Origin of the sequence: Bradyrhizobium sp. LVM 105 (assembly GCF_003957705.1) — a bacterium.
In the GTDB taxonomy this organism is placed as follows: domain Bacteria; phylum Pseudomonadota; class Alphaproteobacteria; order Rhizobiales; family Xanthobacteraceae; genus Bradyrhizobium; species Bradyrhizobium frederickii.
In genome coordinates this window covers 144,570-156,699 of record NZ_QZMV01000005.1, presented here as the reverse complement: position 1 = coordinate 156,699, position 12,130 = coordinate 144,570, and the positions used below count along the sequence as shown (strand labels likewise).

At 64.6% G+C, this 12,130-nt stretch carries 12 protein-coding genes; 5 read left to right on the top strand and 7 right to left on the bottom strand.

Features of this window, described 5'->3' with window-relative positions; translation table 11 throughout:
* Positions 1-64: 64 nt before the first annotated feature.
* Together hisI and folE are read right to left on the bottom strand one after the other, a co-directional pair.
* The gene (gene hisI / locus D6B98_RS16140; RefSeq protein WP_126257966.1) at positions 65-487 is read right to left on the bottom strand and encodes a phosphoribosyl-AMP cyclohydrolase; all 423 of its coding nucleotides are present in this window, start codon (positions 485-487) and stop codon (positions 65-67) included.
* An 80-nt stretch (positions 488-567) separates the two neighbouring features.
* Positions 568-1,257 carry a GTP cyclohydrolase I FolE gene (gene folE / locus D6B98_RS16135; protein ID WP_028137199.1) on the bottom strand — a complete coding sequence of 230 codons (690 nt, stop codon included), beginning with the start codon at positions 1,255-1,257 and terminating at the stop codon, positions 568-570.
* 253 nt (positions 1,258-1,510) lie between these two features.
* Between folE and D6B98_RS16130 the strand changes: the two genes are divergently transcribed.
* Complete coding sequence (locus tag D6B98_RS16130) at positions 1,511-1,966, top strand: iron-sulfur cluster assembly scaffold protein (protein ID WP_126257965.1); 456 nt, start codon at positions 1,511-1,513, stop codon at positions 1,964-1,966.
* A 137-nt stretch (positions 1,967-2,103) separates the two neighbouring features.
* On the opposite strand, the gene D6B98_RS16125 is transcribed toward D6B98_RS16130, so the two are convergent.
* Positions 2,104-2,994: a COG3904 family protein gene (locus tag D6B98_RS16125; RefSeq protein ID WP_164718656.1), complete on the bottom strand. Its 891-nt coding sequence runs from the start codon at positions 2,992-2,994 to the stop codon at positions 2,104-2,106.
* Positions 2,995-3,240: 246 nt separating this feature from the next.
* Here D6B98_RS16125 and yidD point away from each other — a divergent pair, with 246 nt between their 5' ends.
* Together yidD and D6B98_RS16115 are read left to right on the top strand one after the other, a co-directional pair.
* Positions 3,241-3,579, top strand: a complete 339-nt coding sequence (gene yidD / locus D6B98_RS16120) for a membrane protein insertion efficiency factor YidD (RefSeq protein ID WP_126257964.1) — start codon at positions 3,241-3,243, stop codon at positions 3,577-3,579.
* Positions 3,580-3,663: 84 nt separating this feature from the next.
* Positions 3,664-3,885 carry a hypothetical protein gene (locus D6B98_RS16115; RefSeq protein WP_126257963.1) on the top strand — a complete coding sequence of 74 codons (222 nt, stop codon included), beginning with the start codon at positions 3,664-3,666 and terminating at the stop codon, positions 3,883-3,885.
* Here D6B98_RS16115 and D6B98_RS16110 read toward each other — a convergent pair whose 3' ends face one another.
* The gene (locus D6B98_RS16110; RefSeq protein ID WP_126257962.1) at positions 3,886-5,100 is read right to left on the bottom strand and encodes a hypothetical protein; all 1,215 of its coding nucleotides are present in this window, start codon (positions 5,098-5,100) and stop codon (positions 3,886-3,888) included.
* Between the two features lie 2 nt (positions 5,101-5,102).
* Positions 5,103-6,470 carry an APC family permease gene (locus D6B98_RS16105; RefSeq protein WP_126257961.1) on the bottom strand — a complete coding sequence of 456 codons (1,368 nt, stop codon included), beginning with the start codon at positions 6,468-6,470 and terminating at the stop codon, positions 5,103-5,105.
* A gap of 355 nt (positions 6,471-6,825) precedes the next feature.
* On the opposite strand from D6B98_RS16105, the gene D6B98_RS16100 reads away from it, so the two are divergent.
* Positions 6,826-8,094 (top strand): alpha/beta hydrolase, encoded by a 1,269-nt coding sequence (locus D6B98_RS16100; protein ID WP_245481400.1) that lies wholly within the window; start codon positions 6,826-6,828, stop codon positions 8,092-8,094.
* Positions 8,095-8,243: 149 nt separating this feature from the next.
* Here D6B98_RS16100 and D6B98_RS16095 read toward each other — a convergent pair whose 3' ends face one another.
* Together D6B98_RS16095 and D6B98_RS16090 are read right to left on the bottom strand one after the other, a co-directional pair.
* Positions 8,244-8,609, bottom strand: coding sequence for a hypothetical protein (locus D6B98_RS16095; protein ID WP_126257959.1), 366 nt, complete (start codon positions 8,607-8,609; stop codon positions 8,244-8,246).
* A gap of 90 nt (positions 8,610-8,699) precedes the next feature.
* Positions 8,700-9,872 (bottom strand): MFS transporter, encoded by a 1,173-nt coding sequence (locus D6B98_RS16090; protein ID WP_126257958.1) that lies wholly within the window; start codon positions 9,870-9,872, stop codon positions 8,700-8,702.
* Positions 9,873-10,057: 185 nt separating this feature from the next.
* Between D6B98_RS16090 and thrS the strand changes: the two genes are divergently transcribed.
* Entirely contained in the window at positions 10,058-12,100 is a 2,043-nt protein-coding gene (thrS, locus tag D6B98_RS16085) for a threonine--tRNA ligase (protein WP_164718655.1), read from the top strand.
* Positions 12,101-12,130 lie beyond the last annotated feature (30 nt).

Here is a 12,130-nt window from a genome sequence, read left to right as displayed (position 1 = left end):
TTTGCCGCGCGTGATGCCGTGCGATGGATTCCGGGTTCGCGCTTCGCGCGCCCCGGAATGACAGTTACTTCTTGTAGACCGCGTCCGGATCAAACAGCCGCGCCGCATCGGCGAAGACCAGCTTGGCTCCTCCGCCCTCACCCTCGACCTTGCGATAGAAGCACGACCGCCGCCCGGTGTGGCAGGCAGCCCCGATCTGCTCGACCCGGATCCAGACTGCGTCCTGGTCGCAATCGGTGCGCATCTCGACCACGCGCTGGGTCTGACCCGAAGTCTCACCTTTTCGCCACAAGGCATTGCGCGAGCGGCTGAAGTACCAGGCTTCGCCGGTCGCGATCGTCTTGCGCAGCGCCTCCTCGTTCATGTGCGCGACCATGAGCACGTCGCCGGTGGCGGCGTCGGTCGCGACGCACGTCACGAGCCCGGCCGCGTCGAACCGCGGCTGGAAGGACAGGCCTTCCTCGATCTCATGGGAGTGAGCGGACACAACGACCTCGCAAGAGCATGACCCGGAAAAGTGCGCAGCGGTTTTCCGACAAGGTCATGCCCAACATGACCATCGCGAGGTCAGCGCGTGCCTCGCACCAGGGACAGGAAGCGGGCCTGCTCCGCAGGATTGTCGCGGAACATGCCGGTGAAGCGGCTGGTGAAGGTGGAGGCGCCATGCTTGGCGACACCCCGCACCGACATGCAGGTATGCTCGGCCTCGATCAGCACGGCAACGCCGCGGGGCTTCAGGACCTCGTCGATCGCTGCCGCGATCTGCGCCGTCAGGTGCTCCTGGGTCTGGAGCCGGCGGGCGAAGATGTCGGTGAGGCGAGCGAGCTTGGACAGGCCGACGACGCGCTCCACCGGCGTATAGGCGATATGCGCCTTGCCGTAGAACGGCATCATGTGATGCTCGCACTGCGACGTGAACTCGATGTCGCGCACCAGCACGAAATCGTCATAGCCGGCGGTCTCGCCGAAGGTGCGGTCGAGCACCTCGGCCGGACATTGGTGATAGCCCTGATACAGCTCGTCGAAGGCCTCGACGACGCGGCGCGGCGTGTCGAGCAGGCCCTCGCGCTCGGTGTTTTCGCCGATATAGGCGAGCAGTGTCTTCACCGCCGCTTCCGCCTCGGCGCGCGCCGGGCGCGGCTGGTCGGCGCGGACGGCGGCCGCGAGGAATTCAGCGGGATCAAGCTCGGCCGGCCGGCTCTCGGGCTGCCGGTCAGAGGGCTTGCCCGGGCGGATGGATTTGATTGCAGCGTCCATATCGACTCCGTTCGACGGCCTCGCGGCCGGAGTGTCACCGGCAGACGGGGCGACCAAGCCGCCGGACGCCTGAACAGAACAGTTTCGGCGGAAAGGGTCCTGAGCTCAAAACGCTGACGGCATAGATCCGGATCGCCGCCCCGTACCGCTGGACTGTATTTCCACCAGTTCCGACCCTATATAGGACCCTGGACGACGCCCGCCAAGGCCGATCGGGCGCCGAAGTGGGCATGGACGCGCTGGACTCCATCACATGCTGAACGACATTTATAACAAGCGGATCATCGAGTTGGCCGGGAATATTCCGCGCCTCGGACGGCTGCCGGACCCCGATGCCTCCGCCACCGCCCACTCCAAGCTGTGCGGCTCGACCGTCAAGGTCGATCTCAAGATGACCGGGGACACCGTCACCGACTTCGCCCATGACGTGAAGGCGTGCGCGCTCGGACAAGCTTCTTCATCCATCATGGCAAGTCGGGTTGTCGGCTCGACTGCGAGCGAACTCCGTGAGTTACGCGAGACTGTTCGCAAGATGCTGAAGGAGAACGGTGCGCCTCCGGAAGGCAAATGGGAGGAGATCAAGTTCCTCGAGCCCGTCCGCGACTACAAGGCGCGCCATGCCTCGACGCTGCTAACCTTCGATGCCGTGGTTGACGCGATCGGCCAGATCGAGGCCAAAGCCAAGCAGCCGGCTGCGGCACAGGGCTGAGCCCAATATTGTATTGTCGTTCCGGGCGCGCCAGCGCGAACGCCGGTGCGCAATTGCGCACCTGAGAATCTCACGCTTCAATTTCTGGATTCCGGGTTCGTCGCTTTGCGACACCCCGGAATGACAACGGGTGGAGCTTACTTCGGCGTCGGTGCAGCCGGCGCGGCCACACCGCCCGTCGCCACGGCTTCCGCCGTCTTGGTCGACTTCGCAGGGTGCTCCGGTTCCACGCCGAACTTTGCCTGCGTCTTCGGGGTAAGCTCCGCCATCGCCGGTGCGGAAATGTCCACATGCGGCAGCACGTCGGTAACGAGATCGGTCGTCACGAGATTGGTGAGCTTGAGCTCGCCGGCGTCCAGCTCGTGCAGATCTTCCCAGGGCGGAACGCTGAGCGCGAGCGACAGCAGATCGCCGGCGCCGCCCATGTCGAAGGTGTATTTGGCAAGCCGGCCGATGTCCCGCTCCACGATCATCAGATCCTGCGCGCTGTAGCTCGCCGCCTTGGCATTATCGGCGCGGTCGCCCATCCAGATCTGGTGGACGCGGACATGGGCGGCTTCCGGCACGTAGCGCTTCTTGCCGGCCAGCAGCAGGAACACGCACATGGATTCGCAATAGGCCTCAGGCGCGACCGTCGGGCGGGCCGACTGCCCGCCGCGCAGGCTCATGCCGACCGTGGTCAGCAGGCCGAGATTGCGGAAACGTCGGCCAAGCGTGATTGCGTCATTGACGGAACCACCGCTGGAATCGAGCACCACGGTGGCGCCACCAAGCTGGCGTCCGCGAGAAAATTCTTCGAAATCCTTCGGTGTGTCGGCGGTGATGACGCCGACCGCGCTGACCCAGCCGCGGCAATTCGGCTCGCAGGCGACCCAGCTGAACTTCATCGGCAGCTTGCGCTCTTCGAGCGCGCTCCCCGCTCGGGCCGACGACCCGAGTGTCGCGACGGCGCCAGCCAGCACGATTCCGCACGCGGCGGTTCCCACCAGCAACCAACCGCGAAGATTAAGGGAGTTCAGAAGTCTCAATCTGGTTCCTTCCCCAAGCCCCTAAGGTCCCCAACAATCCTCGGTAGCGCCCGCTGAGTCCATCATACAGGCGTATGTTTCTCACATGGACGTCACAAAAATGGTATCCGTGGGAATACAGATCGTCCACAGGTACTTGCTGCACTGCTCCCAAAAAGCATGCAAAATATGGCGCATAAACAACAGCTTACAGTTCCCTGCGCGGGAACCGTGCAATACCTCGCTTAACATCGCAGCACAGCGCACATGAAGCATTCAGCCTGCGGGCATTGTTCCAGTTCGCTCGATGGGGCGCTTCGGCTCCCGCGCAGATTCGGCCGTGCGCTGATCTGGCTCTACCGGCACACGCTGTCGCCCCTGGTCGGTTACAATTGCCGGCATCTGCCGACTTGCTCCGTCTATGGCGACGAGGCGATCGAACGGTTCGGGCTGTGGGCCGGCGGCTGGATGACGCTGGCGCGGCTGCTGCGCTGCAATCCCTTCGGCACGTCAGGCATCGACAACGTGCCGCTTGCCGCACCGAAAGGCGCGCGCTGGTATCTGCCATGGCGCTATGGCCGATGGCGTGGTGTCAACGCATCCTGAGCCGTGCGATGCTCCTGAGCCTCAGTGGAACCTTGGACTTTGCTCCCGCGTTGTTTTGATGCTCCCCTTCGGGAGGAAACAACAATGCGCTGGAAAATCAGCCCTCACCTGCACACCAGGCTTGTTCACAGGCTTGGCCCCGCCCCCGGCTCCAGGCGGCACCACGACCCCCGCACCATGGACCTGCTCGCGATCGTCGCCTTGCTGGCGCTCGTGCTCGGCTCGGGCTGGTACCTGGCGTCGAGCCTGGCGACCCCACCAGGCACGACGGCGTTCATCGTACCGAGTCAGAGCGTGCACTGGTAATCAGCGGAACCAGTAGAAGCGCCCGTGCGACGGCGGGATCGACTCGGGCGGTCGCAGCCGTTTGGGACGCGGCGGCTTTGGCGTCGGATCGGTTGACGAGGTCGCCTCCCCGCTTGGCGGGGTTTCGCTGCCGGGCACCTTCACCGCCAGCAGCAAATTCGACTCGTGCATGCGCCAGCGGTAGCCGACGCCAAAGTCAATCGGCTGGGCGCGTGTGAACAACTCGGCGTAGCGCTCCTGGTAGCGGCCGGGGAATTCGTCGATCGGCCCGAGATAGCGGCCGAACGGGAAGAACCGCCACTGCCGTGCGCCGTAATTCGCAAGCGGAATGCCGGAATCGTCCTGGATGATGGTGGCGCTGTTGGCCAGCAGCCAGTTGCGGACGACGGTGAAATTTCCGGAGTGCATGAGATAGGACGCACTCTTGAGCAGGCTGTTGCCGGGCGCCAGCGTCTCGCAGAATTTCAGGAATCCGGTGTTGCGCGCACCGGCATTGGAAAGGTCGGTGGAAAAATAATACAGCGTGCGCGCCTCGCCGTCGCTGCCGGCGAAGGTGATGCGGACGCCGTGGGTGGCGTTCGGTCCCGGATTGTCGCCTGCGGCATGCATCCCCCCCTTGGCATCGAGCGCGACCATCTCGACGTTGCGGATGGTCTTGCCGGAGCGGGCGAGGAAGACGTAGAGGATCGGCAACGTGCCGTTGACCTGATTGGCGTGCAGGTCGACCTTCATCTGCTTGGTGATGAAGAACGAGAAGCTCAGGATCGAGCCGAGCGAACGTTCGATATTGTAGAGCGCGGCACCGATCGAGCCGCGCGGCAGCCGCGTCAAATCGGGCACGGCACCGACCGGCTCCAGCGCACCGAGCACGTAGGTGCTGGCCTTGGAATAGAAGGCGTTGGCGTAGATGAAATCCGGGCCGCTGAACATGTAGAACATGGTCGGCCGGGGCGCGGCGAGATTGACGTCGGCCCAATCGCGGATCTTCGAAAGCTGGCGCTGCTCGAGCTGGGCGAAGGCGCCGTCGAAGAACTTGGCATGGCGCTGCCAGCCCGGCTCCCTTGTGAGCGGCAGCAGCGGTGAATCCGCCGAGGGCTGCATGCCCGCAAGGAAGCGCGCGGTGTCATCGAAGGTGACTTCGGCGGCGCGGGCGGACGAGACGGCCGCGGCCAGCAGGGCAAGAGCGGCGGCCGCGATTCTGAGGGATCGAAACATATCTATTCGCGATTGTGTGAGTTGCCGACGGCGACCGGCCGCCTGCGGAAAACGGCATAAATCAACAGGCCCGACAGCATGACGAGCATCCCCGAGAGCGACTGCACCGGCCGCTCGGTCAAGAGGTAGTACATCATGAACGCAGTCACGAGCAGGAAAACCAGGGGCGTGAACGGGTATCCCCAGGCGCGATAGGGCCGGGGCAAATCGGGGTCGGTGATGCGCAGCTTGATGACGCCGGCGACCGTGAAAAACGAGCAGAACAACAGCGCGAACTGGATGAAGTCGAGCACCGCCTCGAAGCTGCGCGTGAACAGCAGCAGCGTCGCGACCGCGAGCTGGAACAGGATGGCATAGGCCGGCGCGCCGCGCCCCGATCGCTTCGAGAACACGCGCAGGGCCGGAATGTCCTCCCCCATCGTCATCATGACGCGTGGACCGATCCACATCATTGCAGAGATCGAGGAGATCAGGCCGACGCAGATCATCGCGGCGACGATCCGGCCGCCGAGACTGCCGAAGATCGCGCTGCCGGCAACGCTGGCGACATCGAGCTGGCCGGCAAGCGCACTCACCGGCGTGGTGTAGAGAAACACCGCGTTCAGCGCGACATACAGCACGAGCACGATCAGCGTGCCCGTCAGCAGCGCGCGCGGCAGGTTCCGCTGCGGCATGTTCATCTCGCCGATGATGTAGGTCGCGGCATTCCAGCCCGAGAACGAATACATCACGAAGACGAGCCCGATCGCGAACGGCGCGCTGACGATGTGGGCGAGATCGCCCGGCTGCGGCGTGAAGGCGATCGGCTGCGGCACGCCAATGACGAAGCCGGCGACCAGGAAGGCGACGATCAGCGCGACCTTGATGATGGTCGAGATCAGCTGGAAGGTCGAGGAGTGCCTGACGCCGGTCAGCTGCACGAGCGAGACCAGCCACACCACGGCGATGGCGAGCGGGATCGGCGGCAGACCGGGCACGACCGATTTGGCATATTCGCCGAACGCCATCGCGGCAAGCGCGACCGGCGCTGCGAAGCCCACCGTCGCCGACACCCAGCCGGCGAGAAAGCCGAAAGCCGGATGATAGGCGCGGCCGAGGAAATTGTACTCGCCGCTCGAGCGCGGAAACATCGCCCCAAGCTCGCTGTAGGCGAACACCCCGCAGAGCGCGACGATGCCGCCGACGGTCCACAGCAGCAGGATCGAGAAGCCGGACGGGATATCCTTGACCTGGAAGCCGAGGCTGGTGAAGACGCCGACCCCGATCATGTCGGCCACGACGATGGCCGTCGCGACCAGAACCGAGACCCCTGTCCCGCTTCCGGTCAGCCGGCCAGTCCAGGGTTCGGTTCCCGCATCTGATGCCGTCATCGGGGTCCTTAACCTGAGGCGTGGTGCCTCGCGGGGCGCATCGTGCAGTTTGCCCCAGTGAATTCAAGCAGGGTTAACAAGGGTTAAATGAGGCAACGGAAACGGGGTACTTGGGCACCACTATTCCCGTTGCCGAGAGAAAAAGCGGCATAAGCCCCGGGAAGTCCCGTCCCCCGTCCCCACAATCAGGACACGATTGCATGGTCCTTTTGAGCGTTCCGGATGTGGGGAAGTTTCTCCGGACGCTTAACGTCGCCTAAACGTCGGTCGGCTCAATTGCCTAGAGATTGCCGATTGGACGTGACTTTGGGGTCATGGGTGGATGGTCGGGGCCGTTCCGAAACCGAGAGCTGACATGCGTGCCGATCGGACACCTTCCGATGCGCGCGGCCGTGTGCTCCGGCGCGCCCTGATCTCAGCCTTGGTGCCGCTGTCGCTGACGCTGGTTCAATGCGGCAAGGCGCCAAGCCCGGCGGCGCTCGCGGCGAACTCGCAGGCGAACGTCCAGGTCGTTGCGAAGACAAACCAGAAAGTGGCGAGCGGCGACACGTTCGAGGATCGCTTTCCGGCCCCGCAGTTCAAGGAGCGCTTCCCGTCGGCGAGCGAGAGCCTTCTGCAGCGGCAGATGTCGGACTTCTCGCCCAAGCGCGCTGTGCAGCAGCAGCCGGAGCAGGCACCTTACAAGGTCGCCTCGCTCGAGCCGCAGGTCCCCTACAAGCGCCCCGCCCGCGAGGACCTGACGACCCTCGTCAGCATGAAGTCGTCGGCCTTTCCCTATTTCGGCAACAACCCCGCCTCCGACGCACCGTTCCTCAACATTGCCAAGGGCGACCGTCGCGGCCACCGCAGCTATTCCGGTCGCGTGTTCTGGCAGGACGAGACCTATAATGACAGCCGCGTATTGGTGCACGTGCCCGAGCATTTCGACGTGCGCAAGCCGGGCGTGATCGTGGTGTTCTTCCACGGCAACGGCGCAACGCTCGAACGCGACGTGCGCGATCGCCAGCTGGTGCCCAAGCAGATCACCGATTCCGGCGTCAACGCCGTGCTGCTCGCCCCGCAGATGGCGGTCAATGCCGCCGATTCCAGCGCCGGCAAGTTCTGGCAACCGGGCGGCTTCAAGCGCTTCATGGCGGAATCGGCCGAGCACCTCGCCCGCGTCACCGGCGATCCCAACAGCGCGCGCGCCTTCGCCTCGATGCCGATCGTGATCGTCGGCTATAGCGGCGGCTTCCTGCCGACGGCCTGGAGCCTGGAGGTCGGCGGCATCAGCGACCGCGTCCGCGGCGTCGTGCTGCTCGATGCCGTCTATGGCGAACTGGACAAGTTCGCGTCCTGGATCGAAAGCCACCGCTCCGGCTTCTTCGTCAGCGCCTACACCCGCCACACCGCGCGGCGCGACCGCGAGCTGATGAGCATGCTCCGCCAGAAGGGCATCAGCGTCGCCGAGGACATGGATCAGCCGCTCCGTCCAGGCAGCGTGGTGTTCGTCGAGACCGCCGACGGCATCACCCATCGCGACTATGTCACCCGCGCCTGGACGCAGGATCCGCTCAAGGACGTACTGGTGAAGATGGCGGCGACGCCGTCGCTGGCGCTGACGCGCGTGGCCTCGAGCCGCTAAAGCGCGACGCGATTGGGATGAATCGTCATCGCGCGTTAGGTTGCTGTTTAAGCATGATCTTTTCGGAAAACAGCTGCGCACTGTTCCGGATCATGCTTTAGCCGTGCGGCGCTCAGCCGGATCAGCAGCTGAGCATGTCCCGCACAGCATCAGTTCTTGGGCAGCTTCGGAATGCTCTCGGCAAAGCCGTTGAAGCAGGTCAGGCGCTCGTCCTCTTCCTTGAAGAACCGGCAATCGGCGTAGCCCTTCGCCTTCGCAGGCTTCGGCTTCGGGGCCGGCGGGATCACGGCGTCGTAGCAGTTGAGGCGGTCCTTGGTGCCGTCGTCGATCTCGAGACAGGCCTGGAGCCGCACGGCGATCGATTGCGGCTTGCCCTTCGGCGCCGCGGCCGCCTCCTTGGTTCCTTTGGGCTTGACCTGCACCAAGGGCTTGTCCCCGACCATCGGTGGCTTGTCGGCTTGCGCGAACGCGGAGGCTGAATAGAGCACCGCGGCAACCGCCAGAATCATCCTCATTTCAGTCAACTCTCTTTGGTCCCCATGACCGGCCTTCTAGCGCTCCGGCGCGCTGTTTGCCAAGCACCTTGCGCACGCCAGACGCGGGAGTCAGGCCAGGGCAGCGGCCTGACGGGGCCGGGTCAGGACCACCAGGATCAGCGCCAGCACGACGAAACCGACCGCGACGAAGCCGAGCGTGTGCAGGAGCTCGCGGGCGAACAACAATCCGCCGATGGCGGAGCCGACCGCCTGGCCGATATAGAGGACCGAGGTGTTGAGCGCGACGGTCGCCGATGCCAACGACGGCGCGGCGGCGACCAGCCGGACCTGCTGCATCGAATTGGTCGAGGCAAAGCCGAGGCCCCAGATCGCGACCCCGCATGTCATGAAAGCAAGCGTACCGGCGCCGAGCGCCCAGCCCGTGATCCCCGCCAGCAGCAGGCAGGTGAACAGCAGCGAGGTCCGATAGGGCCCCGAGGTGTCGACGATGCGGGTGGCGATGACGACGCCGAGGAAGCCGCAAACGCCATAAAGCGCGAACACCATGCCGATCGCATCGGGGCCGGCGCCCGTGAGCCTGTTGAGCAGCGGCCCCATGTAGGTGAACACGACGAACTGTCCCGACATTTGCAACATGGTGATCGCAAGCAGCAGCAGGATCGTCCTGCTCCGGCCGACGGCGGCCCATGTCTTCAAATCCACCGGCGCCCCCTGCAAGCCCGCCGGCAATCGCAGCAGCAACAGCACGAAGCTGAGACAACCGAGCACGCCGATCTCGCCATAGGCTGCCCGCCAGCCATAGCGGCTGGCGATGAAGGTGATCAGCGGAAGACCGACGGCGGCGGCCAGCGACCAGCCGAGGAAGATATACGCAATGGTGCTGCCCCGCCGCTCGGCCGGCACGATCAGCGCCGCCGTGCCGGCGGCCTGCGGCGTGTAGAGCGCACCGACCGCGAGCATGACGAGGCGGATGACGAGGAGGCTGGTGTAGTCAGGCGCAAAGGCCGAGGCGATATTGCCCAAGGCGAGCACGGCGAGCGTGGCGGTGAGGAGCGTCCGCCGTTCGATGCGACTGGTGAGCCAGGCCGTCAGCGGCGAGCCGATGCACAGCGTCACCGCGCCGAAGGTGATCAGCAGCCCGGCGGCATGAATGCTGACGTCGAGGCCCCTCGCCAACTCCGGCAGCATGCCCGCCGGGGCCAGCACCGAGCAGCCGGTGACGAGGTTGCCAAGCATCAGGGCGGTTGGCGCGAAACGGCCGGAGGCAGGGGATTTTTCCATGCAAATGCATGTAGAGCGTGCCCGCCACCCGTTAAAGGCCCAGCTCGAAATAGTTGGTGCAAGGTCCCGGCTTTTGCGCGCCACTTTCTTGGAATTGCCGGATTGCGCAGGCCGAATCGCCTGTTATATCGCTCGTTCCCGCTTACCTGCGCTCGTTCGCAGGAGTGAGCCTCAGGAGAAAAGCAATGACCGATCAGCCCAAATCCGAGTCCGGCTTCCAGTACAGCCTGTCCAATCTCAAGCCTGTGACCCCCGCCGCCAAAGTCACCCTCACCTTCCCCGACGGCGCCCGGCGCGAATACGACAAGAGCATCACCGGCCTCGACATCGCCAAGGGCATCTCGCCGTCGCTGGCCAAGCGCACGGTAGCGATGGCGCTCGACGGCGTGCTCACCGACCTCAACGATCCCATCGAGGACGACGCCAAGATCGAGCTCGTCAATCGTGACGATCCGCGCGCGCTCGAGTTGATCCGCCACGATTGCGCCCACGTGCTGGCCGAAGCCGTGCAGACGCTGTGGCCGGGCACGCAGGTCACCATCGGTCCCGTGATCGAGAACGGCTTCTACTACGACTTCTTCCGCAACGAGCCGTTCACGCCGGAAGACTTTGCCGCGATCGAGAAGAAGATGCGCGAGATCATCGCGCGCGACAAACCTTTCACCAAGGAAGTCTGGGACCGCGAGAAGACCAAGCAGGTGTTTCGCGACAAGGGCGAGGCGTTCAAGGTCGAGCTGGTCGACGCCATTCCCGGCACCGAGCCGATCAAGATCTACTATCAGGGCGACTGGTTCGACCTGTGCCGCGGCCCGCACATGACCTCGACCGGCAAGGTCGGCAACGCCTTCAAATTGATGAAGGTGGCCGGCGCCTATTGGCGCGGCGACAGCAACAACCCGATGCTGACCCGCATCTACGGCACCGCCTTCGCCAAGCAGGAGGACCTCGACGCTTACCTCAAGCAGATCGAGGAGGCCGAAAAGCGCGACCATCGCAAGCTCGGGCGCGAGCTCGACCTCTTCCATTTCCAGGAGGAAGGTCCGGGCGTCGTGTTCTGGCACCCCAAGGGCTGGACCATCTTCCAACAGCTGATCGCCTATATGCGCCGCCGCCTGACCGGCGATTACAGCGAGGTCAACGCGCCGCAGATCCTCGACAAGGTCTTGTGGGAGACCTCGGGCCATTGGGGCTGGTATCGCGAGAACATGTTCGCGGCGCAATCGGCCGGCGACGAGGCCGAGGACAAGCGCTGGTTTGCGCTGAAGCCGATGAACTGCCCGGGTCACGTGCAGATCTTCAAGCACGGCCTGAAGAGCTACCGCGACCTGCCCTTGCGCCTCGCCGAGTTCGGCGTGGTGCATCGCTATGAGCCGTCCGGCGCCATGCACGGGTTGATGCGCGTGCGCGGCTTCACCCAGGACGATGCGCACATCTTCTGCACCGAGGACCAGCTCGCCGAGGAGTGCCTGAAGATCAACGATCTGATCCTGTCGACCTATGCCGATTTCGGCTTCACCGGCGATCTCACCGTGAAGCTGTCGACCCGGCCGGAGAAACGCGTCGGCACGGACGAGATGTGGGATCACGCTGAACGCGTGATGGCGACGGTGCTGCGCGAGATCCAGTCGCAGAGCAACCACATCAAGACCGAGATCAACCCGGGCGAAGGCGCCTTCTACGGACCGAAGTTCGAATATGTGCTGCGCGACGCCATCGGCCGCGATTGGCAGTGCGGCACCACGCAGGTCGACTTCAACCTGCCGGAGCGGTTCGGCGCGTTCTACATCGACCATGACGGCGGCAAGAAGCCGCCGGTGATGGTGCACCGCGCGATCTGCGGCTCGATGGAGCGCTATATCGGCATCCTGATCGAGCACTATGCCGGCAATTTCCCGCTCTGGCTGGCTCCGGTGCAGGCGGTGGTCACCACCATCACCTCGGAAGGCGACGAGTACGCCAAGCAGGTGCTGGAGCAGGCACGGCGTGCCGGGCTGCGGGTCGAGATCGACCTGCGCAACGAAAAGATCAACTACAAGGTCCGCGAGCACTCGCTGGCCAAGATCCCGGCGCTGCTCGTGGTCGGCAAGAAAGAGGCCGAGACGCATTCGGTCTCGGTCCGCCGGCTCGGCAGCGACGGCCAGAAGGTGATGACGACCGCCGAGGCGATCGCCGCGCTGGTCGACGAGGCAACCCCGCCGGATGTCCGGCGGGCGCGTGGCGCCTTCTGATCCCTGAAATCGATCTAAACTCGCTTCCGG